Origin of the sequence: Bradyrhizobium septentrionale (genome assembly GCF_011516645.4) — a bacterium.
Lineage (GTDB): Bacteria > Pseudomonadota > Alphaproteobacteria > Rhizobiales > Xanthobacteraceae > Bradyrhizobium > Bradyrhizobium septentrionale.
In genome coordinates this window covers 9,268,054-9,290,256 of record NZ_CP088285.1, presented here as the reverse complement: position 1 = coordinate 9,290,256, position 22,203 = coordinate 9,268,054, and the positions used below count along the sequence as shown (strand labels likewise).

The 22,203-nt window shown below is 63.6% G+C and carries 26 protein-coding genes and 1 pseudogene; 14 read left to right on the top strand and 13 right to left on the bottom strand.

All coding sequences use genetic code 11. The features are described from left to right. Positions 1-2: 2 nt before the first annotated feature. On the bottom strand, positions 3-464 hold the full coding sequence (locus HAP48_RS46700; protein WP_166207200.1) for a hypothetical protein: 462 nt from the start codon (positions 462-464) through the stop codon (positions 3-5). A 261-nt stretch (positions 465-725) separates the two neighbouring features. Then, a complete protein-coding gene (locus HAP48_RS46695; RefSeq protein WP_166207197.1) occupies positions 726-1,040 on the bottom strand; it encodes a Kazal-type serine protease inhibitor family protein in 315 nt (104 codons plus the stop codon). 220 nt (positions 1,041-1,260) lie between these two features. Here HAP48_RS46695 and HAP48_RS46690 point away from each other — a divergent pair, with 220 nt between their 5' ends. From HAP48_RS46690 to HAP48_RS46675, 4 genes are all read left to right on the top strand, one after another. Continuing rightward, positions 1,261-2,916: a fumarate hydratase gene (locus HAP48_RS46690; protein WP_166207194.1), complete on the top strand. Its 1,656-nt coding sequence runs from the start codon at positions 1,261-1,263 to the stop codon at positions 2,914-2,916. A 9-nt stretch (positions 2,917-2,925) separates the two neighbouring features. After that, positions 2,926-3,600 carry a DUF429 domain-containing protein gene (locus HAP48_RS46685; RefSeq protein WP_166207191.1) on the top strand — a complete coding sequence of 225 codons (675 nt, stop codon included), beginning with the start codon at positions 2,926-2,928 and terminating at the stop codon, positions 3,598-3,600. 158 nt (positions 3,601-3,758) lie between these two features. Continuing rightward, the gene (locus tag HAP48_RS46680) at positions 3,759-4,301 is read left to right on the top strand and encodes a hypothetical protein (protein ID WP_176399253.1); all 543 of its coding nucleotides are present in this window, start codon (positions 3,759-3,761) and stop codon (positions 4,299-4,301) included. Between the two features lie 25 nt (positions 4,302-4,326). Further along, a complete protein-coding gene (locus tag HAP48_RS46675; RefSeq protein WP_166306110.1) occupies positions 4,327-4,908 on the top strand; it encodes a hypothetical protein in 582 nt (193 codons plus the stop codon). 83 nt (positions 4,909-4,991) lie between these two features. Here the strand turns inward: HAP48_RS46675 and HAP48_RS46670 are convergent, their stop codons facing one another. The 4 genes and pseudogenes from HAP48_RS46670 to HAP48_RS50320 form a co-directional block, all read right to left on the bottom strand. Beyond that, the gene (locus HAP48_RS46670) at positions 4,992-5,288 is read right to left on the bottom strand and encodes a hypothetical protein (protein ID WP_029085432.1); all 297 of its coding nucleotides are present in this window, start codon (positions 5,286-5,288) and stop codon (positions 4,992-4,994) included. A 77-nt stretch (positions 5,289-5,365) separates the two neighbouring features. Further along, entirely contained in the window at positions 5,366-5,920 is a 555-nt protein-coding gene (locus HAP48_RS46665) for an inner membrane-spanning protein YciB (protein ID WP_166207182.1), read from the bottom strand. Between the two features lie 57 nt (positions 5,921-5,977). Then, positions 5,978-6,553 (bottom strand): hypothetical protein, encoded by a 576-nt coding sequence (locus HAP48_RS46660; protein ID WP_166207179.1) that lies wholly within the window; start codon positions 6,551-6,553, stop codon positions 5,978-5,980. Between the two features lie 334 nt (positions 6,554-6,887). Beyond that, positions 6,888-8,216, bottom strand: a pseudogene (locus HAP48_RS50320) (carotenoid oxygenase family protein). A 110-nt stretch (positions 8,217-8,326) separates the two neighbouring features. Between HAP48_RS50320 and HAP48_RS46645 the strand changes: the two are divergent. Together HAP48_RS46645 and HAP48_RS46640 are read left to right on the top strand one after the other, a co-directional pair. Continuing rightward, positions 8,327-9,049 carry a TetR/AcrR family transcriptional regulator gene (locus HAP48_RS46645; RefSeq protein ID WP_166207176.1) on the top strand — a complete coding sequence of 241 codons (723 nt, stop codon included), beginning with the start codon at positions 8,327-8,329 and terminating at the stop codon, positions 9,047-9,049. 69 nt (positions 9,050-9,118) lie between these two features. Next, entirely contained in the window at positions 9,119-10,453 is a 1,335-nt protein-coding gene (locus HAP48_RS46640) for an IS1182 family transposase (protein ID WP_166202952.1), read from the top strand. Between the two features lie 52 nt (positions 10,454-10,505). Here HAP48_RS46640 and HAP48_RS46635 read toward each other — a convergent pair whose 3' ends face one another. Further along, positions 10,506-11,108 (bottom strand): hypothetical protein, encoded by a 603-nt coding sequence (locus tag HAP48_RS46635; protein ID WP_224496861.1) that lies wholly within the window; start codon positions 11,106-11,108, stop codon positions 10,506-10,508. 163 nt (positions 11,109-11,271) lie between these two features. Between HAP48_RS46635 and HAP48_RS46630 the strand changes: the two genes are divergently transcribed. Further along, the gene (locus HAP48_RS46630) at positions 11,272-11,931 is read left to right on the top strand and encodes an SET domain-containing protein (protein WP_166207173.1); all 660 of its coding nucleotides are present in this window, start codon (positions 11,272-11,274) and stop codon (positions 11,929-11,931) included. A gap of 93 nt (positions 11,932-12,024) precedes the next feature. Here the strand turns inward: HAP48_RS46630 and HAP48_RS46625 are convergent, their stop codons facing one another. Next, the gene (locus HAP48_RS46625; protein ID WP_166207170.1) at positions 12,025-12,315 is read right to left on the bottom strand and encodes a DUF6522 family protein; all 291 of its coding nucleotides are present in this window, start codon (positions 12,313-12,315) and stop codon (positions 12,025-12,027) included. Continuing rightward, positions 12,312-12,737: an RrF2 family transcriptional regulator gene (locus tag HAP48_RS46620; protein ID WP_166207167.1), complete on the bottom strand. Its 426-nt coding sequence runs from the start codon at positions 12,735-12,737 to the stop codon at positions 12,312-12,314. Before HAP48_RS46620 ends, HAP48_RS46625 begins: the two co-directional genes overlap by 4 nt. A gap of 84 nt (positions 12,738-12,821) precedes the next feature. Here HAP48_RS46620 and HAP48_RS46615 point away from each other — a divergent pair, with 84 nt between their 5' ends. Beyond that, entirely contained in the window at positions 12,822-13,283 is a 462-nt protein-coding gene (locus tag HAP48_RS46615) for a group III truncated hemoglobin (RefSeq protein WP_166207164.1), read from the top strand. Continuing rightward, a complete protein-coding gene (locus HAP48_RS46610) occupies positions 13,280-13,438 on the top strand; it encodes a hypothetical protein (protein WP_176540410.1) in 159 nt (52 codons plus the stop codon). Before HAP48_RS46615 ends, HAP48_RS46610 begins: the two co-directional genes overlap by 4 nt. Before the next feature lie 59 nt (positions 13,439-13,497). Here the strand turns inward: HAP48_RS46610 and HAP48_RS46605 are convergent, their stop codons facing one another. Both HAP48_RS46605 and HAP48_RS46600 read right to left on the bottom strand, forming a co-directional pair. Beyond that, the gene (locus HAP48_RS46605; protein WP_166207161.1) at positions 13,498-13,896 is read right to left on the bottom strand and encodes a hypothetical protein; all 399 of its coding nucleotides are present in this window, start codon (positions 13,894-13,896) and stop codon (positions 13,498-13,500) included. A gap of 38 nt (positions 13,897-13,934) precedes the next feature. Next, positions 13,935-14,159, bottom strand: a complete 225-nt coding sequence (locus HAP48_RS46600; protein ID WP_166207158.1) for a hypothetical protein — start codon at positions 14,157-14,159, stop codon at positions 13,935-13,937. 94 nt (positions 14,160-14,253) lie between these two features. On the opposite strand from HAP48_RS46600, the gene HAP48_RS46595 reads away from it, so the two are divergent. The 3 genes from HAP48_RS46595 to HAP48_RS46585 all read left to right on the top strand — a co-directional run bounded on the left by HAP48_RS46595 (position 14,254) and on the right by HAP48_RS46585 (position 16,546). Next, positions 14,254-15,078 (top strand): helix-turn-helix domain-containing protein, encoded by an 825-nt coding sequence (locus HAP48_RS46595; RefSeq protein WP_166207155.1) that lies wholly within the window; start codon positions 14,254-14,256, stop codon positions 15,076-15,078. Between the two features lie 62 nt (positions 15,079-15,140). After that, positions 15,141-15,806 carry a DsbA family oxidoreductase gene (locus HAP48_RS46590; RefSeq protein ID WP_166207152.1) on the top strand — a complete coding sequence of 222 codons (666 nt, stop codon included), beginning with the start codon at positions 15,141-15,143 and terminating at the stop codon, positions 15,804-15,806. Between the two features lie 101 nt (positions 15,807-15,907). Then, positions 15,908-16,546: an NIPSNAP family protein gene (locus tag HAP48_RS46585; RefSeq protein WP_224496860.1), complete on the top strand. Its 639-nt coding sequence runs from the start codon at positions 15,908-15,910 to the stop codon at positions 16,544-16,546. 295 nt (positions 16,547-16,841) lie between these two features. On the opposite strand, the gene HAP48_RS46580 is transcribed toward HAP48_RS46585, so the two are convergent. Together HAP48_RS46580 and HAP48_RS46575 are read right to left on the bottom strand one after the other, a co-directional pair. Further along, a complete protein-coding gene (locus HAP48_RS46580) occupies positions 16,842-17,675 on the bottom strand; it encodes a transglutaminase-like domain-containing protein (RefSeq protein ID WP_166207146.1) in 834 nt (277 codons plus the stop codon). 34 nt (positions 17,676-17,709) lie between these two features. Beyond that, complete coding sequence (locus HAP48_RS46575; RefSeq protein ID WP_166207143.1) at positions 17,710-19,395, bottom strand: glycosyltransferase family 4 protein; 1,686 nt, start codon at positions 19,393-19,395, stop codon at positions 17,710-17,712. A 665-nt stretch (positions 19,396-20,060) separates the two neighbouring features. Here HAP48_RS46575 and HAP48_RS46570 point away from each other — a divergent pair. Together HAP48_RS46570 and HAP48_RS46565 are read left to right on the top strand one after the other, a co-directional pair. Beyond that, complete coding sequence (locus tag HAP48_RS46570; RefSeq protein ID WP_166207140.1) at positions 20,061-21,185, top strand: calcium-binding protein; 1,125 nt, start codon at positions 20,061-20,063, stop codon at positions 21,183-21,185. A gap of 257 nt (positions 21,186-21,442) precedes the next feature. Continuing rightward, positions 21,443-22,180 carry a hypothetical protein gene (locus HAP48_RS46565; RefSeq protein ID WP_224496859.1) on the top strand — a complete coding sequence of 246 codons (738 nt, stop codon included), beginning with the start codon at positions 21,443-21,445 and terminating at the stop codon, positions 22,178-22,180. Positions 22,181-22,203 lie beyond the last annotated feature (23 nt).

Below are 22,203 nucleotides of genomic sequence, written 5' to 3'. Positions count from 1 at the left end.
GCTCACTCGTTGTTGCCGCGGCGGACGGTGATCGAGGCGTCGGTCCGGTTGCGCGTGCATTCCAGATTGAGGCGGCGATAGCGCATCGTGATGGTGTTGCCGCGGAGGATTCCCATGCGCTTCAGGCAGCGCGAGGTACCGGTCACGGCGTCGTCCTTCGGCACGGTGAAGACCAGCGCCGTGGCCGAGCCGACCAGGTTGAAGAACTCCGGCCTCATCTTGCGATCAGTCTTGGCATAGAGCTCGATCGAATAGTCCTTGCCGCGGCAGCCGAGCGACAATTCCTTGGCCGCCGGATGCGTGAGGTAGGTGATGTTGGCGGCGCTGAAATTGACCTTCAGCCCGTCGATCTGGCCGGCGAGCTGCTTGGCGATGTCCGCGCAGGGATCGGCATGAGCGGGTGCCGCCGCGAAGGCTGTCGCCAGCGCGATCAGCGCGGCCGGCAGAATGGAGCGGATGCTCAAAGGCAAGCGTCGGCGCAACGGTGCTGTCACGAAATACCCCCGCGGTACAAAAATACGCGAAGGTACATGCAGGCTCCCGCGGAGCGCGTCAATATGTGCGGTGACCGCGGGAGCGGTCACACAGCGCCGTCCGCCTAGCCAGGCGCCTTGCACTTGCCGTTGTGCTTGGACACTCCGGCGGCCTCGCGCCTGCAATCAATTGCCGATGGCAGTCCGAGTGCCTTTCCGTTCCCCTAAAAGACCGGCGGCTAGCCACCTGCCTTAGGACGCGCACTTCCCATCCCGCGCCTTGGACGCCCCGGCGGCCCGGCGTTCGCAATCATTGCCGTAGGTCTTGCCGTCGCAGCCGCAGACCGGCCGGAAAATCTTGTTGCAGATCGTCGGGCGGAAGGCGCAGGTGCCGGTCTGGTCGAAGCGGCCGCAGGTCCCTGGCTTGAACTGGCAGAACTTGCCGGTGCCGCATTGCAGGCCGGCGATGCCGCCGCACGTCTTGCCGAGGCGGGCTGCATTGGCGTCAATCGGAACCGCCATCAACAAGGCCAGCGCCGCGAACCAGACGAAAAGCGCTGTCTTCATGACGGTCTCCTTGGGCGTCTCGTGGATCGTTCGGCGTTGTCGCAACCTGAGATTACGGCGCGATGAAACATAGCACGCGGATTGCCGTTTCAGCGCATGGCTGGACGGCGGCCGCCTTCCCTTTCCTTTGTCCGAAAAAGGCTTAGAACGGCTCTACATTGCCGGCGGCCTAGCGGCTGACCAGCCTTTCGAACCGACGCGCAGCCCAAACGAGCAGCTCATGAACGCCCCCACCGCCTTTCCCGACCAGCAGAAGCCCGTTCCGCCCTACAAGCACACCCCGCTGTTCCCGCTTGGTACGGACACCACGCCCTACAAGAAGGTCACGAGCGAGGGCGTCCGGGTCGAGAAGGTCCTGGGCAAGGACATGCTGGTGGTGTCGCGCGAGGCGCTGCGGGCGCTCTCCGAGGCCGCGTTCGGCGAGATCAATCACTATCTGCGGCCGGGCCATCTGAAGCAGCTGCGCTCGATCCTCGAGGACAAGGAAGCCAGCGACAACGACAAGTTCGTCGCCTTCGACTTCCTGAAGAACGCCAACATCGCGGCCGGCGGCGTGCTGCCGATGTGCCAGGACACCGGCACCGCGATCATCATGGGCAAGAAGGGCTTTAACGTCATCAGCGACGGCGACGACGAGGCGGCGCTTTCCGAAGGCGCCCGCGACGCCTATCTGCGCCGCAACCTGCGCTATTCGCAGGTCGCGCCGCTGTCGATGTATGAGGAGAAGAACACCGCCAACAACATGCCGGCGCAGTGCGAGATCTACGCCGAGGGCGATGACGCCTACAAGTTCATGTTCATGGCCAAGGGCGGTGGTTCCGCCAACAAGAGTTTTCTGTTCCAGGCGACGCCCTCGGTGCTGACCAAGGACCGGCTGCTGGCCTTCCTGAAGGAGAAGGTGCTGACGCTCGGCACCGCGGCGTGTCCTCCGTACCACCTTGCGATCGTGATCGGCGGCACCTCCGCCGAGCTCTGCATGAAGACGGTGAAGCTCGCTTCGGCGCGCTATCTCGATGCGCTGCCGACCCACGGCTCGGCCGACGGCAATGCGTTCCGCGATCTCGAGATGGAGCAGGAAATCCTCAAGATGACGCAAAGCTTGGGGGTGGGAGCGCAGTTCGGCGGCAAATATTTCTGCCACGACGTCCGCGTGATCCGTATGCCGCGCCACGGCGCCTCGTTGCCGATCGGGCTTGGCGTGTCCTGCTCGGCGGACCGTCAGGTGCTCGGCAAGATCACCAAGGACGGCGTCTATCTCGAGGAGCTCGAGCACAACCCGGCGCAGTATCTGCCCGCGGTCGAGCAGTCGCTCGGCGGCGAGGTCGTCAAGATCGACCTCAACAAGCCGATGAAGGACATTCTCGCGACGCTGTCGCAATATCCGACCAAGACCCGCGTCTCGATGACCGGCACCATGATCGTGGCGCGCGACTCCGCCCACGCCAAGCTGCGCGAGCGGCTGGAGAAGGGCGAGCCGCTGCCGGATTATTTCAAGAACCACCCGGTCTACTACGCGGGCCCGGCCAAGACCCCCGACGGCTACGCCTCCGGTGCGTTCGGCCCGACCACGGCGGGACGCATGGACTCTTTCGTCGATCAGTTCCAGGCCGCTGGAGGCTCGATGGTGATGGTCGCCAAGGGCAACCGCGCCGTCGCGGTGCGCGAGGCCTGCAAGAAGCACGGCGGCTTCTATCTCGGTTCGATCGGCGGTGCCGCGGCGAACCTCGCCGAGCACTGCATCAAGAAGGTCGAGGTGGTCGAGTATCCCGAGCTCGGCATGGAAGCGATCTGGCGCATCGAAGTGGTCGACTTCCCGGCCTTCATCATCATCGATGACAAGGGCAACGACTTCTTCAAGGAACTGAATCTCGGTTGAGGATCCGGGTTGAGGGCGACAGGCCTCGACGGATTTTCCAAGGGCTGGGTTGCCGTCAGCATCGACGGCGACCGGCGCACGATTTCCTTTCACGCCGATATTACGGACGCGCTGGCGCGTCCGTTCGATCGCGCCGGGATCGATATCCCGATCGGCATGACTGATGACGGCGAGCGCGCGTGTGACCGTCTCGCCCGCGAGCGCCTGCGTCCGCATACCTCGCGCGTCTTCACCGGGGCACGGCGCTGGCTGTGGGAGGAGTTTCGCGATCCCGACGTTGCGAACCAGGAGGCGTTGCGGCGCGGCCAGACCCGCGTCTCGCGTCAGCTCTGGCATCTCGGCAACAAGATCATGGAGGTCGACGCGTTCGTGCGCGCCGACGCCGCGCATGACATCCGCGAGGTGCATCCCGAACTGGTGTTCCTGCGGCTGAACGGCGGCATGCCGTTGCCGCGCAAGAAGTCGGAGGAGGGCGATGCACTCCGTTGCACACTGCTCAAGCGCTCGGGCTTTCGCGACATCGATCGCTGGCTCACGAAGGCGCGGATCGGCAGCGGAGCCAAGCGCGACGACGTGCTGGACGCCTGCGCGGTGGCGTTCGCCGCGTGCGAGCCTTGTGACAGCGTTCCCGAAGGAGCACCGCCATTGGATGCGCAAAATCTGCCGATGCAGATCTGGTTCTAGCGTCAAGCCCGCGCCGTATCGCTGCTGTTAACCACGCTGCGGCGACTGCGACGTTCTGCCACGCGCAGGGTTGTGGGGCGCGATCAAAGCAACCGATTTCGGCCAAGGACCCTTAACGTTTGTCGTCGACCCTCCGCGCTCATCCAAGGGTAGTGGGCGTGGATGACATGACACATTCGGCGATACAGCGAATTGGACGCGCGGCGCTTGTGTTCGCGGCGCTCGGCCTCGCCGGCTGCAACAAGGAGCGGCCGCCCGGCGTGTACGACGTGAGCGTCAACGAGGCCTACCGGCGCCTGTCCAACGACAAGCTTGCCGACATGGTCTACGCCAAGCAGTGCGGAATTCTGGTCCATGTGACGCCGTCAGGCATCCCGGGCTACGAGGTCACCTGGCGGGTTCACAGCAGCGGCCGCGAGGTGGTGCGCTTCACCGCAGTGCTGACGGCCTTCAGCGAGAACCAGACCAAGGTCGAGATACGTATGCCTTCGGCCGGCAACGGCGAGGCGTACGATGGGTCGCAATCCTACAGGCGGCCGGCCTTCCAGCAGCCGCTTCGTCCGGCCGTGCAGGAGCAGGTCGCCGCGATCCTCGAAGGCCGCAAATTCGACGTCCAGCGCGTCGGGCCCGGGAAGGACAAGATTTGCCAAGTGCAGCGCGCCGGGCTCGAGACGGGCCTGGTGTTCCGCGTCGACGATTAATGGAAATCAATAAAGGGAGTTGACGATGAAGTTTGCTTTCGGTGCATTTCTCGTGGCCTGCGTGGTGGGGTATCTGTACTACATCTTTCCAAACCCCGCGGATGGCACGGTCTATCCCGTGCCGATCACCCAGGCGCGGCAGGACCTCGCGAAGGCGGAGCTGCCGCCCTTTGTTTTCGGCAGCCAGTCGCTGGACGTGGTCCGCAACATCGGCGACGCGCAGGTTGTCTGGATCGTCCGCAGGAAGAGCGAGGAGTTGTTCCGCTACACCGCCGAGCTCTCGCCGGAGGAAAAGGGCGCTGCGACTCGCGTCAAGCTGAGGCTGGACGGCGCCAAGGGGCGCACCGAGGATTATGCCAAGAACCTCGCGGACAACCCCAAGATCCGGGACCTGTATCTTGTCGCGATGCAGGAGCGTGTCGCTTCCACGCTCGAGCGCCGGCAGTTCGAGATGTCGCGCATCCATCCCGCAATGGCGGCCGCGGCAGTGGCGAACATGGGCAATATACGGAAATCGGCGGACGAAGCGGCCGCCGCAGCCGCGGAGATCGAGCGCAGCACCATTCAAAGGGCCTATCGTAACGAGCCCGCCAGCGTCCGCCGCTGAGAGCCAAAGCGCGCTGAGATCAGGTTGAATCGTCAGCGCGCTTCGGCTTTTTGTGTGAGCCGGTCGGCGTGTGGACCCGGCGCTTACGCCCGGGTGCCGGTGAAGGGGAAGCTGCCCATCGGGCCGATGCCCATCTCGCCGGCGATGCCGTCGCCGGAAACCTTGCCGGTGAATTCGAGCGTCAGCGGCATCGGGTTGGTGATGGAAACCTTCCAGGTGACGTTGTCGCCGTTCACGGAGCCGTCGAAGATCTCGGTGGAATTGCCCTCGGCGCCCTGCGTGCCGGTGAGCGTGCCGCCCGAGCTTGCCAGCGACAGCGTCGCCTTGCGCTCGCCCATCGGCGTCGTCATCGTCAGATTCCAGTTTCCGTCCACCGCCATTGATGTCTCCCCTGAGATAAAAGCGTGCGCGGGTATAGCTTATCTTGCCGCGCGCGCCTAGTTCGCGGCTGCGGCGATCAGGCGCGGGCGGCGGCGCGCAGCCGGTTTCCGACCAGGAAGCGGAAGGCGACATACTGGATCGCGAAGGCAACGATCTTGGCGCCGAGCAGCACCACCGATACGTAGAACGCCCACAACTTCATGTCGCCGGTCGCTGCGATCGCGATGGTGCCGGCGGCGAGCACGAACATCAGCACAGCCCAGGCATAGCCGGCGAAGGTGGCGTATTCCGGAATGGTCTCGGTCACGATCGGCGGCAGATAGCGCAGCATCCAGCCGCGCTTGAGCATGATCGCGCCGATCGCGATGTGGCCGATCGCGGGCTTCGCCAGCACGAAGCGCGGATCGTTGGTCAGCAGCGTCGCGCTGCCGAGCACGATCACCAGCGCGAGGCTTGCCCAGGTCATGTAGCCGAGCGCTTGTCCCTTCACGCGCGCATAGACCACTTGTGCAATCGCGCCCGCGATCGCAACGCCGGTAGCGATCAGGACATTGTCGGTGGCGAGATAGACCACCAGGAACACGATGGTGGAGAGAAAGTCGCTCGCAAGCCTGGCAAATACGCTCTTCATCGTCGTGGTTTCCGTTTCCTCGGGCGGGTGATTGTGCTGATGTTGTTATAGCAGCGTTCAGTGCGACGGCAGCGCGCTGGCCGGCGGTGCTCCGTACTTGGCCGCGCGATATTGCGGATACCAGCGGGTGAAGCACACCGCGGCGTTGCGCGCGGCGAAGGCGATCAGCAGACCCGTCCACAGCGGCAGGGCCGGCACGTAGAGCACCGCGATGTTGCCGATCAGCATCAGCAGCGTCGCGGCAGCCCAGGCCCCGGTGATCAGGTAGTTGGCGTGGGTGAAGCCGGGCAGCTTCGCGATCTCGGCAGCGACCTGTTCGAGCGCGTATTGCCGTGTGAAGGGCTGGCCGATCAGGATCGAGAACAGCGTCACCAGCAGCATGCCGGCATCGACCGCGATCTTCACGGCGATGCTGCTCGGCGTCGCGTCGATGAAGGTGAGATAGCCGCCGACCGCGGTGAACACGATCACCGAACCGACGCCGAGAATCTTGATGCTGCGGCCGCGCGCGATATCGGAGGCGATGACGGCAAGGCAGATCAGCGCGGCACAGAGCAGGCTCAAATTGGCCGAGGCCACCAGCATCAGCGTGGCGAAGGCGCCGTAGGGAGCGAGGATCAGGAAGATCGTCATGGTCGGCCTCATCCGGCTAATCTTTACACCGTAAAGATACCCTAGAGGTGGGCGAGCGAGGCGTCAAGTGAAATCTTGACAGTGTCAAAATCGTGAAGCGATCTCGGAAAAATGGGTGATTTCAAACGGATGCGCCGGCGATCAGGGGCCGTTGCGTCGTTCTCGCCAGCCGTCATGGCCGGGAATTGCCGTCCGAAGGACGGCGTCGCTTCCGCTCGCCTATGCCCCGGCCATCCACATCTATCCTGCAAGAACCAACAAAGACGTGGATGCCCGGGACGAGCCCGGGCATGACGGTGGAGGAATTCGTACCCTCTGGCGGGACGCGCCGCGGCTACTTCGCTCCCACCCAATTGCCGTGGAATCCGTCTGGCACCCGGTGACCGAGATGGACCAGCGCAGTCGGGCCCGCCTCGACATCTTGCGCGTTGAACACGGCGAGGTCGCTGCGATTTTCGCGGGCACGCCAGACCGCGGCGAGCAGCCAGCCGTCGCCCTCCGCGGCATCAGGTCCGCGCTCGACGAACACGGGCTCGGAGATCGTGTCGCCGGCGGGCAGGAGGTATTTGCCGAGCCGCTTGCCCGCGCCGTCGACATGCACGATGCCGGACAGCGCGCCGGCCAGCGGCACGTCAGGGTCCGTGCTTGCGTGCCAACCGTGGCTATTCCTGAGACCGGCGCGGCGGTCGTCGATGCGCGGGAATTCGCCGGTCAGATCGTTGAGATAGGTTTGGGTGAAGCTGTCGGTATTCCCGGCCAGATCGAAGCTCCAGCGGCACAGCCGGGCGCTCGATTTCTTCTCATCCGTCGGCGAGCCGTCGGGGTGGGTGAACAGCGGCGGCTCAGCAGTTCTCGGCGCGGAACCAGACCAGATCGTTGGCTGAGCCGTTGCGCTTCATGACGCCAACATAGGCGCCTTTTCCTGGTTCCCAGGCGTAGGGCGGCTTGCCGCGCATCGCGCGTTCCATGCTGCCGGTGATGGGCAGGACCGGAAACAGCAGATGGTTTTCGGTGACGATGAAGTCGTGCACCATGCTGGCATAGGGCGCCTCGAAGCGTTCGAACCGCGTCACCACGCCGGATGAATTGACCGAACCGAACGACAGCGCCGGCGTCAGCGGACCGGCGGCGTTGTAGCCACCATCTCGCCGGTGATCGGATCGATCTTGGGATGCGCGGTGAAGGGGCCGGAGATCGCGCCCTTGTAGTCGCAATAGCCGGTGCGCTTCAGTGTGCCCGGTTCGATCTCGGTCGGCAGATGGCCTTCCTCGAGCGCGAGCAGGCGGCCGGCATGGAAGATGATGTTGGTATTGGCGACGCCGCCATCGGTGATGGTGGTTTCCGGCGCATCCGGCAGCTTGCGGCCGAAGCCGCCGAACAGCGCGCGTCCCGCATCATGCTCGGCCTGCCATTTCGGGGTGCGGACCCAGCGGTTGCGATAGCTGGCGCGGCCGTTCTCGAGATGGAAGGCGTGCAGCATGCCGTCGCCGACGAACCAATGCGCGCCCGGCGCGTCGAACTGCGGATTGGGGCCGTTGCGATACAGCGTGCCGTTCAGCTCGCGCGGCAGTTCGCCGGTGATCTTCAGGAACGGCGCATCGGCCTCGAATGGGATCGGCGCCAGATTGGTCCCCACGGCATTTGATGTCACAAGATCGAGCATTCGCGTCTCCTCCATTTGATCTTTACATCGTAAAGATATCCGTACGGGTGATGCGGCCGATCGTCAAGCAAAATCTTTACAGTGTAAAAATTGCGACATATAAGAGCCGCATGACAAGATTATCCAAGGAAAACAAGGCCGCTCGTCCGGCACCGGCGCGCACCCGCAGGGTTGCGCGTGCAACCGCTGACCGGCCGGCGCGGCGCCGGGCCAATGACGCGCCGTATCATCACGGCGATCTGCACGAGGCACTGCTCAAGGCGGCCGAGCGCGTGCTCGAGCGTGACGGGCTGGGCGGGCTGACATTGCGCGCGGTGGCGCGCGAGGCCGGGGTGTCACACGCGGCACCCACGCATCATTTCGGCGATCTCACCGGTTTGCTCAGTGAACTCGCGGCGATCGGTTTCAGGCAGTTCGGCGAAGCAATGGCGGCGGCGAACGCGTCGGCAGCGACGCCGCCGGAGAAGGGAATGGCGAGCGCCAAGGCTTACGTCGCCTATGCGCAGGCGCATCCAGGCATGTATGGGCTGATGTTCCGCAGCGAACGGCTGGATTACTCGCGACCATCGCTGCATGAATCGTCCGAAGCCTCGTTCGCAGGATTGGCCCGCGGCGTCGGTGCCAGCCGGCATGAGGAGATTTCCAGGGATTCGCTTTCGCTGGAGCAGGCTGCCGCGATCGCTTCCGCCTGGTCGCTGGTGCATGGCTTCACCATGCTGCTGCTCGACGGACGGCTCTCCAAGATTCTGAACCTGTCGCCCGAAGGAACGACCCCGGAGACGTTGCTGATCGCGATGCTGCGGTTGGCCTCAAGCCGTCCGCCGCGGCCGTAGCCGATGTTCTAGGAGCTTGTCTGGATAGTCGCTGTTCAAATCTGGTCGGGTCTGATTCAACATTGGGCGATGAGCAAGTATTTTCGGCCTTGGAACATCGATCAGACGCTGCTTCTGCCGCCGAATGTGCAGGACTTCGTGCCGAAAGGCCATGTCTCGCGGTTTATGGTTGATCTGGTGCGGGAGAGCCTCGATCTCAGGGAGATCATGGGCAGCTATGTGAGCGGGCTTGGGCAGCCGCCGTTTGATCCGCGGATGATGGTGGCGCTGCTGCTGCATAGCTATGCGAGTGGGCTGTATTCGTCGCGTCGGATTGCCAAGGCCTGCCGGGAGCGGAACGATTTTGTGATGATCGTGGCGCTGGATGCGCCGGATTTTCGGACGATCAGCGACTTTCGCAAGCGACATTTGAAGGCGCTCGGCGCGCTATTCGTGCAGGTTCTGAAGTTGTGCGAGACGGCCGGGCTGGTCAAGCTCGGTCATGTCGCGCTGGATGGTACGAAGATCAAGGCGAACGCGTCGAAACACAAGGCGATGAGTTATGAGCGCATGAAGAAGCGCGAGGCGGAATTGAAGGCCGAGGTCGCTCGCATGCTGGCGGCCGCCGAGGCGGCGGATGCCTCGGAGGATGAGACTTTCGGCAACAGCGACGAACTGCCGGACTGGACCGTCGACAAGCAGAAACGGCTGGCGAAGATCCAGCAAGCGATGGCGGCGCTGGAAGCGGACGCCAAACTGGCGGCGGAGGAAGAGCGCCGCATCGAGGCCGAAAAGGAACAGCAGCGCCAGGCCGAAGGCCGCAAGAAGCCGGGCAAACCGGCGGCGCTGCCATCGGAGGAACCCAATCCCAAGGCGCAACGCAACTTCACCGATCCGGAAAGCCGCATCATGAAGTCGAAGGATGGCTTCGTTCAGGCCTATAATGCCCAGGCGGCCGTCGATGCACATGCCCAGATCATTGTCGCGCAAGAACTGACCCAGCACGGCAGCGATCAGGGCCAGTTGGTGCCCCTGATCGAGGCCATCGAGAGCAATCTTGGCCGCAAGCCGCGGCAGGCCTCAGCGGATTCCGGCTACTGCAGCGAAGCCAATCTCGAAGCGCTCGACACACGCAGCATCGATGGCTATGTCGCGCCCGGACGCGCCAAACACCCGACAGTAGCGAACGGAAAAGTCGGCGGCCCGCTGACACAGGCCATGCGAAAGAAGATCGACGATGGCGGCTTCGAAACACCCTACCGATTGCGAAAGCAAGTGGTGGAGCCGGTGTTCGGGCAGATCAAACAGGCAAGAGGCTTCCGCCAGTTCCTGTTGCGGGGCATCGAGAAAGTGCGCGCCGAGTGGACAATGATCTGCACCGTCCATAACCTCCTCAAGCTGTTCAACCTCGCAAACGCAGCCTGAGCCTGCTACTCTACAACAAATGCCCGTCACGAAAACATATCTGGACGGGCTCCTAGCGCTGCGTGAGCGACGTGGTGCGGCCGCTCTGGCCGATCGTCTTCACCTGATCCGCGCCGCATTTGAAATCGCGGGCGAACTCGTCGGCGGCCTGCCGCGCCAGCTCGTTGGCGTTGGGATTGGCCGCGACGTCGACATAGGCGACGTGACAGACCTCGCCCGGCGGCAGCCGGGTCACCGCAAGCATCGCCCTTGAGACGGGACCGCCGCGCTTGTCCTGCTCGCTGTTGTCGGCGATCAGCCAGCGCTGGATGATGGCAAAGGGCTCGCTGCCGGCCGCACGCCATTCGACGGTGTCGCCACTCGAGCTGAACGGGCCGGACCAGGCTTGCGCCGCCGGTTCCCTGGCTGCCGCCTCGCGATTTCGGCCGACCGAGACCACTTCGCGCAGATCGCCCTCGCTGATCAGCACCACAAGGCCGGATTTCCCCGGGCAGACCCGCGTGGCGCTGCCGTCCTCCTCGTTGGGCTTGCCGATCATGCGGCAAGCCTTCGGCGCGGTCGAGGTGTAGCTGCTGCTGATCGCCTCAGAGCCAGCCTGACCAGGATTTGCGCTGGCAAGCGCCATAATGGCTGTTGCAAAAGCAAGGTATTTCATCAGGGGAGACTTACGATCCACGTTACTTTGTGTCTGACACACGCAATCTGGGGAAGGTTCAACAGACACGCGGGAAACACCTGACAGACGCGCGGAATCGTCCTAGAAGGGCGGCTTCGCAACTTTTGTCACGTGCGCCTTGCGTGCCGTAACCTCGATCGTCATGCCCACGATATCATCCAACAAGCCTTATCGCGTCGGCCGCTCCCGTACCGGCCTCGGCCTTTTCGCCACCAAGCCGATCAAGAAGGGCGACAAGATCATCCGCTATTTCGGGCCGTTGCTCGACTCGAAGAAAAAGGATGAGGACGCGATCGAGAACAAATATCTGTTCGAGCTCACCAATCGCTGGACCATCGACGGCTCGATCCGCGAAAACCTCGCTCGCTACATCAACCACGCCTGCCGGCCGAACGCGGAATCCGACGTCCGCCCACGCAAGCGCAAGGTGTTCATCCGCGCCATCAAGAACATCGAGCCGGGCGACGAGATCAGCTACGATTACGGAACCGACTATTTCAAAGCCTACCTGAAGCCGATCGGCTGCAAGTGCGACGCCTGCGAGAAGAAGCGCAAGAAGAAGCGCGCGGAGGCGAGGGCGGAGCGGCTGCGGCTGAAGGAGAAGGCCGAGCGCAAGGCCGAGAAGCTCGCGGCGGAGAGGGCGAAGGCCAAGGAAAAAGCCGCGCCAAAGGTCAAGCCAAACGGCGCCAAGGCGAACGGCAAGCTGAATGGCAAGCACCTGAACGGCCATTCCTATTTGAAGGCCGCAGGCAAGAAGGGCGTCGCCTCGAAGCGTGGTGGCGCGCGGGCGCTCTCCGCCTGACACCGGTCTCCGGAATGAGACCGTGTGCCCAAATGGCTGGTGGTCTCCTTTGGCACGCGTGATGTCCGCTTGTCCGCCGGAGTGCAACAATTCTTAGCCGCCCGGCTTGCGCGCCGACGCCGGCAGCGGGGCGTCGCCGAAATCGAGTGTTGAGCGTTGGACGATCGTGCCGCGCTCGTCGATGACGAGGCGGAAGCGGCGGTGTTCCAAAAAGAAGGTCAGCCGATGCCGGCCCGCATCGGCGTCGACCCCGCGTTCCGACAGCGTCGTGATCTTTCCGGATCGCATCTCGGCCTGCAGCAACGGCACGGCGATGCCAAGCCCCTCGGCGACGACGTTGGCATCGACCTCGAACGTGCCGTCAGCGAATACGATTCCTGTCATGACGCCCTCGCGGGCTGGCGCGGAAAGTAGGTGCAATCCGCCAGCGTGGTTCCATCGAGCTCGCGCATGAAGGCCTCGCGCGCCGCCGCAAGCCTCGCCTTCAGCCGGCAGCGCGGCAGCAGCACGCAATCGCCGCCATCATCCCTGAAGCATTCGACAAGTGCGCTGTCGCCCTCCAGCGCGCGCACCACCTCGCCGAGGGTGATCGCCTGCGGCGGCCGCGCCAGCGCAAACCCGCCCCCGACGCCGCGCTGGGTGGTGATGAAGCCGGCCTCGGCGAGGTCGCGCACCACCTTGGCGAGGTGATTGCGGGAAATGCCGAATTCGGCCGCGATCTCGCTGGTGGCGAACGACCGGTCCGGCTCGCCGGCCAGCCGCATCAGCGCGCGCAGGGCAAAATCCGTGAACGACGTCAGGCGCATGGGAGGCCCTCGAAAACAGAACTTGGCAGGGCTGATATAGCCCGCTAAATGGGTATTTGAAATACCTATTTATGGAGGCCCGCCATGACAGGGGCAGAACGGCGCGAGCAGATCACGGCCCAGATCGTCGAGCGGACCGGGATCACCGAGGCGATGATCGAGCGCCTCGTGCACGGTTTCTACGCCAAGGTGCGCCGCGACCCGATGCTGGCGCCGGTGTTCGACGCCAGGATCCGCGATTGGGGGCCGCATCTAGAGCAGATGTGCGCGTTCTGGTCCTCGGTCGCGCTGATGACCGGGCGCTATCACGGCACGCCGATGGTCAAGCACATGAAGCTGCCGATCGATGCCGCGCATTTCGACCGTTGGCTCCAACTGTTTGAGGCAACCGCAGCCGAGCTGTGCCCGTCCGTGGCGGCGGAACATTTCATCGACCGCGCGCGGCGCATCGCCGCCAGCCTGGAGATGGGCGTCGCCAGCGGGCAAGGCGTCATGCTCGGCGTCGGCGAGCGTTACAGGCGAAACGAAGCAGGAGCAGTGCAATGAGGAACAGGGCGAAAGCGATCGCGCGTGCAATCGACAGGACGGGGTTTGAACAGGACCAGGCCAATCCGTTTTCAGGCAGCAGCCTCGTGCCGATGCTGATCATTGGCCTGGCGTTGACCTTTGCGGGCATGATTGCCGCAGTCGCTCTGAGCTGACGACCGGGAGCGGCCGCCGCGTTTGCCGCGACGGCCGCTCGTCACGTCTTCCATTCGGCTTACGCCGCGACAGTCCCGCCACTGCGGCGCAGCCCGACATATTGCAGCTCGGCGAACACGCCGGTGGCGATCGCCTGGGCGAGGATCATGATCGTCCCGAGCAGGTTCGGCGACACCGCGCCCGACAGCAGCAGCGCGATGCTGGCGAGCGTCCAGGCGGCGTTGCCTATGACCACCAGCATCACCACCGCCTTCGGCACCGAAGCGCGCGTGCCGAGCCAGCCGACCAGCGCGGTGTAGGCGACCAGGAACAGCCCGGTCTCGCGTAGCAGCGCTTCCGGCAGATTGAAGAACGACGCCAGCGCGCCGGCATCGAGCACCATCGCGACGGCGGATACGCCGCTGAAGATGGCGTCGGCGAGCAGGGCGCGGCGCAACAGCTGGGACGAATGGATCATGGCAGGTTCTCCTCTGGTTGGGGATCGGGTTTGGTTGGTCAGCGGAACAGGGACTGCAACTGACGCCACAGGCGGAACGGGCAGAGTGCCTTGCCGACCCTCATCTCGACCGCATAGACCTGCGCGAACACGAACAGGCCGGTCGCGTGCACGAGCGGCTGCGGCATGTTGAGCGAGCGCGCGACGAGCCAGGTGGCCAGATGGACCAGCCACGGGATCAGGACAGCGAAGGCGCGGATAAGGGACAGCATCAGCATGGTCATCTCCTGTGCCGTGGAAGATGAGCCGGCTAGCGCGCCAATTCGATTACCTCAGGCGTAATGGAACGACCGAATTTCGCATGGTAGGTTTTGCAGCATGAACGCACATGCATCCATGGCGCGGGCCGAGCCCGCAAAACCCGTCCTGATCGGCGAGCACCTGCGCGAGTGGCGGCAGCGCCGTCATCTCAGCCAGCTCGACCTTGCCGTCGACGCCGAGATCTCGGCGCGGCATTTGAGCTTCGTCGAGACCGGCCGTTCGGCGCCGTCGCGCGACATGGTCCTCAAACTGGCGGAGCGCCTCGACGTGCCCCTACGCGAACGCAACGTGCTGCTGGTCGCCGCGGGTTTCGCACCCGCATTTCAGCAACGCCCGCTGGACGATCCCGCGCTGAAATCGGCGCGTGAGGCGATCAACCTGGTCTTGAAGGCGCATGAGCCGCATCCGGCGCTGGCCTATGACCGGCACTATAATCTGGTCTCGGCCAACCGCATGGTGGCGCCGTTGCTCGAGGGCGTGCCGCAGCGGCTGCTCGGCCAGCCCTTCAACATCCTGCGGCTCGCCTTCCATCCGGAAGGGCTCGCGCCGCGCACCGTCAACCTGCCGGAATGGGCCGCGCATCTGCTCGAGCGGCTGCACCGCCAGTGCGAGGCCACTGCCGATCCGGAACTGCTGAAGCTCTATCAGGACCTGAAGTCCTACCCGATCCCGGCGCGATCGGCGCCGATCGCCCCCGACAACAATGTCGCGCTGCCGTTCAAGCTGCGCCTCAATGGCGAGATACTGAGCTTCATCTCGACCACCATGGTGTTCGGCACGCCGGTCGATATCACCCTGCAGGAACTGGCGCTGGAGACCTTCTTTCCCGCCGACGAGCTGACCGCCGAGCGGATGCGGCAGATGGCAGCCAGTATGAAATAGCGGCTTGTCTCGGGGCACTTTCGGCCTACCTTTGGGGCTCCATCTCCGCCGGGAATCCCGCCATGAGCGACCTGAAGCCGCTTCGCCTCGATATCGTCTCCGACGTCGTTTGCCCCTGGTGCTATATCGGCAAACATCGGATCGAGGATGCGCTCAAGCTGGTGCCGGATGTGCCGGTCGAGGTGCACTGGCGGCCGTTCTTCCTCAACAATTGGGTGCCGCGCGAGGGCATCAGCCGCGACGAATATCTCACCGCCAAATTCGGCTCGGTCGAGGCCTACAAGGGCATCGCCGGCCGCGTGGTCGCCGCCGCCAATGAGGAAGGGCTGACCTACCATCCCGAGCTCGTCAAGCGGCAGCCCAACACGATCGATTGCCATCGCCTGATCCACTGGGCCGAGGCCAAGGGCAAGGCGGCCGAGATGAAGCAGCGGCTGATGGAGCTGTATTTCCGCGACGGCGGCGATCTCACCGACAGCAACGTGCTGGTGCAGGCGGCAGCCGATGTCGGGCTCGACGCCGACGACGTCCGCAAGCGCCTTGCCACCGACGAGGACACGGCCCTGGTCTCTGCGCAGGCCCAGGAGGCCGCCGAGAAGGGCATTTCCGGCGTGCCGACCTTCGTGTTCGCGCAGAAGTACGCGGTCTCCGGCGCCCAGCCGGCCGAGCAGCTTGCCCGCGCCATCCGCGAGGTCTCGGCCGAGATCAACGCGCAGGCGGCCGAGTAGTCCCGCAATCCTCTTCGAAAGCCCGGTTCACGCCGGGCTTTTTCGTCTTGCCCATTTCATCTTGCCCGCACGATCGATCGGGAACAATCAGGGAGACAACCATGATCTATGAGCTGCGCACCTACACGGTACGTCCAGGGACCGTCGGCGAGATGGTCAAGGCGGCGAGCACGATCTCGCGCGATATCCGCGGCGACAATTTCGGCAAGCTCGAGGGCTACTGGATCACCGAGATCGGTCCGCTCAATCAGGTCATGCACATGTGGAGCTATGCCGATCTCAACGAGCGGAGCCGGTTGCGCGCCGAGCTCGCGAAGAATCCGCGCTGGACCGGCGAGTATATTCCGGCGATCCGTCCGCTCTTGGTGCGCCAGGAGGTCCGGCTGATGAACGCGATCATCCCGCCGGTGGCGCCGGCGACGACAGGCAACATCTACGAATTCCGCAACTATCGCGCCAAGCCGCTCGGCGGTGTCAAGCAATGGCTCGATCTGATCACCGGCGTGCTGCCGGAGCGCGAGAAATATTCCAAGATCGTCGGCCTCTGGCACACCGATTCCGGGCAACCCAACGAGGTCTGCCACATCTGGGCCTATCCCGATCTCAACGCCCGCGCTGCTGCGCGCGGCGGGGCGATGAAGGATCCGGCTTGGCTGGAATTCCTCAGCAAGGGCACGCTGCTGCTGGAAGAGATGCACTCGACCATCATGCTGCCGGCGCCGCACTCGCCCTTGCAGTGAGGGTGGCGATCATCCACGGTCGTCCTGCCGGGCACGCAGGCAGAAGGCCCCACCCGATGTTTCCATCGGATGAGGCCTTCCAAGCAAGGGCGCGCGCCGCCTGAGAAACAGCGCGCTGCAACGCTAGTCGGGTCAGCTGACGCCAACCTGACAGCGGGAACCAATTGTTTCCCGGTGTGTCCGAATGGCTAGGAAACGGTAAACCGTTCGCGGCCGCGAATGCGGCCACCGCGATGCGCCATTCCTGCAGGGGGAGTGTGCTTGCGCCTCCTGCGCGCAACGTCCGCCTCGCGCATTACGTGAACCAGGGCGGCATCACGTTGCGTGATGCCGCCTCATCCAACGCGGCGAATTGGTCCGAGCCGCCCTCGAACGGGGTGACCATGTCTGCCAGCCGGTCAAGCTCGGCGAGGGTGCTGACATCCAACACCTTGCTGGCCGGCGCAGCGTCGCGCCAGCTGTCCCAGGCCGACATCTGCCGGTTCGTCAGCGACAGGAGGTCACGGTAGACGTTGACGCGAAGAAACCACAGACCCGTGGCTGCTTCGTGCCCGAAGCTTTCCGCAGCAATTGCGTTGCTTCTCGCCAGCCGCCAGGCCTGCGATGCCGTCAGAAACGCATCGCGTGGCAGGTCTGAGCAGTCGAACTCGATCCGCGATTGGTCGATCTGGAATTGATCGAGCTGGGCGTCGACTTGCACCCAGCGCCGGTCGACCGGTGACCAATACTCGCAGATCCAATGGTCGTGATACATATCGGCGGCAAGGTAGGCGGCAAAACCGCAGCGGACGCGCGCCGGGATGGATCGGTTGCGCAGCATGCTGCACAGCAAGAGCGCGTAGTCGCGACATGTGCCGAATGTCCGTCTGCGCGGCGGGCGCGGCACGGTGAGCGATCCGGCGAACGAGGCCTGAATCAACCTCAATCGATCCGCGACCGGTTGGGTTTGCCGGACCATCGGGACGTCAGGCGGTATGCCATACCGCTCCGCCCATGCGACATGAACAATCAGCCCCGAGACGACCTCGCGCATTCCGGAGATGGTTCCGGGCAGATCATCATATCCACCGGCCAACTCGCCAGGGTCGGTCAACAAATCTTGCCGGGCGTAGAATGCCTGAATCGTCATGTTCCCGCCGAATGAGATGCCGCCGGCCGCCGGATTACGGTTTGCGCGCGGAAGGCGTCGCTTTCGGTTTTGACTGCAGGGTGAGGATACCGCATTTGGTCAGTACCATCACCGTTCGCTCCACAGATTCACCGGGTACGTTGGGCATGTGCCGGATCAGGTCCGACATCGATAACGACGGGCCATGCTTTTCGAAGGCGCCGACGATCTCATCCACAACCTGCGGCCTGGCAACGACCTGAGCGGCCCGCGCAATACTTTCGGCGGAAAGCCTGCGTTGCACTTCCTTGCGGTCCACGCCTTCGCCCAGCGCGAATACACATGCGCCGTCGAGCGTTCGCGTCGGATAGGAGTTGAACATCGAGAACGGATTGAGCCGGTCCGGCCGGATTGCTCCTGCCGGCACGGTGCCTTCGACCTTGCTTCGCCTGCGCGCTCCGAGTTCGGTCCAAAGCTGTGCATACAGCTTCATGATCTGCGACCAGTCATAGTGATCGCGCGCGCGCTTCTGCCCCGCTGCCCCCATCTGCCGCCGCAGATCGGGATTGGCAAACAGCGTCGAATAGGCGGTCGCGGCGGCGGGGATGTCGACTGCGATCAACTGGCTCGTGAGGGCGGTATAGGTATCGTAATTGTCGAAGCCGAAGTCTGCCCGCTCGACGAGGAACTCGGCCGAACCTGGTGGCAAAGTGAGGGTTGGCACCCGGAAGCCGTCGGTGCCGTGACGAATGGTTTCCTTGTAGCCGTTCCAGTCCGATACCACGACCGGCAGGCCGGAAGCCATCGCCTCGACCGGCGTGAGGCCGAACGTCTCCTGAAAATTGTCGGCGAGCGAGGTGAAGATGTCGGCCGCCGCCCATGCGGCCTTCAGATCCTTGGCCTTGCGCCCGTCGACGAAGATGCGCCGCAGAGACGGGCCAAATTGGGCGCACTCGCGGACATAGAGCTCCTCGGTGGCGTCGCGGCTGAACCAGCCCGCCAGCACCAGCACGACCTTATGTCCCTTGCTGGCCTGTTCCGCCGCCAGCAGCATGGGAACGTGGTGGGCCTTGGCATGGAAAGACAGGCGTCCGACGTAAAGCAGGACGATCTCATCGTCGTCGATTCCCAACATCTGCCTGGCGCGTTGCCGTTCGCCTTCGCGAAAGGTGAAGTCGGCGCAATTGACCCCAAGCGGGATCACCGGAAGCTGCGGTATCGGCATTCGGCGCGCGCCCAGCCTCGCCTTCAGGAATGCGGCCTGCGCCTTAAGCAACTGGTCGACGCTCTTGTGCACTGCAAGCGAGGTGCAAATAACCGCATCCCAATGCTCGAGCGGACTGAGCGGCATCGACGACAGCATCCCCATCGCAACATGGGTCATCGTCGTGTGCGTGATGCCGCACAGGCTATAGGCGCGAGGCGAGTGCCGCGCCCGCCGCCAGGCGTACGGGGCGAGGCCGGGGTCGGGCAGATACAGCAGCCCTGGTTCGCCAAGACGTCGATGCGCCGGCGGCGGCAGCCATTCGATGGTGGTGGTATCCGATCCGGAACGCCTTATATCGGTCGCGAACTGATCGACGAATTCCCGCTTTGGCGTGTAGCAGAACAGCCGTTCCGGTTTCTCGCGCGCCAGCGCCTTGAGAAATCCAGCCCCGGCGGCTTGACGTCCCATGATGCGCTTGTCGCCAAGCGAGTAGGCTTCGGGAAGATAGGAAATCGCGGCGGTGGGAAACGACATCTGATTATCCAAAATCAATATTGCCCGAGATTGATAGCAGGTGAGGCCGTTGCAGTGGAACCTGATTTCTTTTTGCCGCCTCCTTGAACCTGCAACCTGAGGGCGATAGCGTGCCCGCCGAACGCCGTGTTAGCGTAACGGTGTATTTGAGAGGTTCGGCCCCCGTGGCCGGCATCGTTTGGGTTGGCTTCGATTTGTGGCCGCCCTCGCTTTTTTAGCGGCTCGACGAAGAGCCTGCATATTGACGGAGATGTTTCATGGTCGGCCGCGACACGGCAGTTTGTTGATCAGCGCAAATGTGAGCGCGACCACAGTGCCCGGCGGCGAATTCCCCTATTGTTAGTCGGCGAGGCGGGGTCCGGGACCCTTCTTCCGAGCCTCTTTTGGTGTTTTGAGCCGGGGCAGGCGGCCTCGCAACTCCGGCTTCTGGTGCCAAGCGCCGGTCGCCTATCTCTACGGCCGGCCTTGGAAATTAAAGCAGGTGATTTTCGATTGCATTGAACCTTGCAACCATCGCCGATACCAAAACAGTTGGATGCTAGGTTAACGCCTTGTTTGAAGACCGGCCTTTCGAGGCCATTTCGTCCCCCGGCGGTTCCCCATATTTGGCCGCCTCTAAGTTTTTGGCCGGCTCGACGAAGAGCCAATATTGACGGAGATATTCCATGCCCGTGTTTTACGGCGACAGCACCGACAACAGCGTTGCCCCCGCAGCCAACTTCGATTCGCTCTATGGCGGCCAGGGCAACGACACGCTGGGCAGCAGCATCGTCGGTTTCGACTACTGGGAGGGCGGCCAGGGCAACGACTACCTGTATGCACTCTGGAGCAGCACGGCCTACGGCAATTTCTACGGCGGCGACGGCAACGATTTCATCCAGGGTGGCAATACCGCCGTTAGCCAGTTCGAGTATGGCGGCAGCGGCGACGATTACATCCAGGAAGATTCGAGTGGTCTGACCACGCAGCTCCACATCATCGATGGCGGCGCTGGCCGCGACCGCTTGGATGGCTCAAACGGCAACGACACGATCTACGGTGGCGACGGTAACGACAGCGGCGCCGCCATCACTGGCGCTTTCGGTTCCGTGACGCCGGGTCTGTACGGCGGCCTCGGCAACGATGTCCTTGCAGGGGGCGGCGGCGATGACCTCCTGTTCGGCGGTGACGGCAACGATTTGGTGTATGGCGGCACCGGCAACGATACGTCGTATGGCGGCACCGGCAACGACACCATCACCGGAGATGCCGGCACCGATCTGCTCGAAGGCGACGCCGGCGACGACTGGCTCTACATGAGCAGTGGCAACCTCAGCAATGCCTACGGTGGAACGGGCAACGACGTCATCATCGCCACCCAGGGCTCGGCGGTCGAGAATGGCGACGACGGCAACGACGTCATGTACGGCGACCAGGGCAACGACTATCTCTACGGCGGCAATGGCGACGACACCATGTACGGCGGTGCCGGCGTTGACGTTCTGCTCGGCGGCGCCGGCAACGACTATTTCGATGGCGGCACCGGCGTGAACTACTACTTCGGCGGCGGCGGCAACAACACGTTCGTCTCCAACGACGTGCCGGGCGTCGAGGTGGTTCAGGACTTCAACGCTGCCACCGATACCGTGCAGCTGAACGGCACAGGCTTCAGTTCGTTCGCGGATGTGCTGTCGCACTCCTACCAGAACGGCGCCTACTTCGTCGTCCAGGTCGACAGCGACACTGCGGTCTGGCTGAACGGCGCTTCCGCAGCCACGGTCACGGCGGCGAATTTCTCGATTGTCAGTTAACGAGAGGGGCCCGGGAGCTTTCTCCCGGGCCCCCTTTCGCCGCCACCAATCCGGACTGGATGGTTCAAAACCCCCAGTTTCACAGATCGAAAGCGCCCGTCCGCTTTGACTGCGGTCGGGCGCGGAGCGTTTCAAATTGGTTAGCCCGTGGTTTTGCGGGATCTCGACGCGACGAAGTTGGAAGTGCATGAACCGGCCGAAGCAACTATGATGGCTGGTATGAGGTTAGGGGAATGTTTGATTTCTTGAAGCGAAAGGTGTCTCTCAACAGGGCCGTCGAGGTTGGTTGGACGCTTGACACCAACAAGGCCACCTTCATGTGGGAGGCCCCGAGCCGGCTCAGCCGGGAAGAGAAGCGCACCGCGCACGCCAAGGCCGTGACATACTGCCCCGCCGTGATCGATCACGAAGCGCGCATCTTCCAGGTCAACTGCCCGGTCGACATTCAGCTTCGGATCGCGATCGATCCGAAAACCAACGAGCCAAAGCTCAGTAGCACGGCCGGTGACATGTCCTCGATCCGGCCGAAGGCACTCGCGGAACTGGTCAAGCTCAACTCCCCCAAGGAATGGCGCCATCCGAAGCGGCCCATTCTGCAAATTGGGAGCCCCTACGTCTTCCTGGCCGATGAACTCGTCTACATGATGCAGTTGCCGGCCTTCAATCACTACTACACGACGCCGTTGCCGGGCGTGATGATCGGCGGCCGGCTGCCGATTCATATCTGGCCGCGCCCGATGATGTGGGCCTTCGAATGGCATGACATCAGCAAGGAGCTGGTGCTGAAGCGCGGCGATCCCTGGTTCTACGTCCGCTTCGAATTCCAGGATCCGACCCGGCCGGTCCGCATGGTCGAGGCGGATATGACGCCGCAGCTGCGAGAATACATGCAGGGCGTGTCGGCCGTGACCAACTACGTCAGCCGGACCTATTCATTGTTCGAAACCGCCAAATCGCGACGGCCGAAAACCTTGCTTGTCGAGAAACAGCGCTAGGAAAGCACCTCAACCCGAACCCC

Bases quoted from the DNA above. Each gene is read 5' to 3' on its own strand.
- HAP48_RS46640 (WP_166202952.1), top strand. From the start codon at position 9,119: ATGAGCAAGTATTTTCGGCCTTGGAACATCGATCAGACGCTGCTTCTG.
- HAP48_RS46615 (WP_166207164.1), top strand. From the start codon at position 12,822: ATGACAGGGGCAGAACGGCGCGAGCAGATCACGGCCCAGATCGTCGAG.
- HAP48_RS46580 (WP_166207146.1), bottom strand. From the start codon at position 17,675: ATGACGATTCAGGCATTCTACGCCCGGCAAGATTTGTTGACCGACCCT.
- HAP48_RS46570 (WP_166207140.1), top strand. From the start codon at position 20,061: ATGCCCGTGTTTTACGGCGACAGCACCGACAACAGCGTTGCCCCCGCA.
- HAP48_RS46625 (WP_166207170.1), bottom strand. From the start codon at position 12,315: ATGACAGGAATCGTATTCGCTGACGGCACGTTCGAGGTCGATGCCAAC.
- HAP48_RS46575 (WP_166207143.1), bottom strand. From the start codon at position 19,395: ATGTCGTTTCCCACCGCCGCGATTTCCTATCTTCCCGAAGCCTACTCG.
- HAP48_RS46635 (WP_224496861.1), bottom strand. From the start codon at position 11,108: ATGAAATACCTTGCTTTTGCAACAGCCATTATGGCGCTTGCCAGCGCA.
- HAP48_RS46670 (WP_029085432.1), bottom strand. From the start codon at position 5,288: ATGGCGGTGGACGGAAACTGGAATCTGACGATGACGACGCCGATGGGC.
- HAP48_RS46690 (WP_166207194.1), top strand. From the start codon at position 1,261: ATGAACGCCCCCACCGCCTTTCCCGACCAGCAGAAGCCCGTTCCGCCC.
- HAP48_RS46610 (WP_176540410.1), top strand. From the start codon at position 13,280: ATGAGGAACAGGGCGAAAGCGATCGCGCGTGCAATCGACAGGACGGGG.
- HAP48_RS46645 (WP_166207176.1), top strand. From the start codon at position 8,327: ATGACAAGATTATCCAAGGAAAACAAGGCCGCTCGTCCGGCACCGGCG.
- HAP48_RS46695 (WP_166207197.1), bottom strand. From the start codon at position 1,040: ATGAAGACAGCGCTTTTCGTCTGGTTCGCGGCGCTGGCCTTGTTGATG.
- HAP48_RS46585 (WP_224496860.1), top strand. From the start codon at position 15,908: ATGATCTATGAGCTGCGCACCTACACGGTACGTCCAGGGACCGTCGGC.
- HAP48_RS46595 (WP_166207155.1), top strand. From the start codon at position 14,254: ATGAACGCACATGCATCCATGGCGCGGGCCGAGCCCGCAAAACCCGTC.
- HAP48_RS46660 (WP_166207179.1), bottom strand. From the start codon at position 6,553: ATGACGATCTTCCTGATCCTCGCTCCCTACGGCGCCTTCGCCACGCTG.
- HAP48_RS46665 (WP_166207182.1), bottom strand. From the start codon at position 5,920: ATGAAGAGCGTATTTGCCAGGCTTGCGAGCGACTTTCTCTCCACCATC.
- HAP48_RS46620 (WP_166207167.1), bottom strand. From the start codon at position 12,737: ATGCGCCTGACGTCGTTCACGGATTTTGCCCTGCGCGCGCTGATGCGG.
- HAP48_RS46590 (WP_166207152.1), top strand. From the start codon at position 15,141: ATGAGCGACCTGAAGCCGCTTCGCCTCGATATCGTCTCCGACGTCGTT.
- HAP48_RS46600 (WP_166207158.1), bottom strand. From the start codon at position 14,159: ATGACCATGCTGATGCTGTCCCTTATCCGCGCCTTCGCTGTCCTGATC.
- HAP48_RS46605 (WP_166207161.1), bottom strand. From the start codon at position 13,896: ATGATCCATTCGTCCCAGCTGTTGCGCCGCGCCCTGCTCGCCGACGCC.
- HAP48_RS46675 (WP_166306110.1), top strand. From the start codon at position 4,327: ATGAAGTTTGCTTTCGGTGCATTTCTCGTGGCCTGCGTGGTGGGGTAT.
- HAP48_RS46630 (WP_166207173.1), top strand. From the start codon at position 11,272: ATGCCCACGATATCATCCAACAAGCCTTATCGCGTCGGCCGCTCCCGT.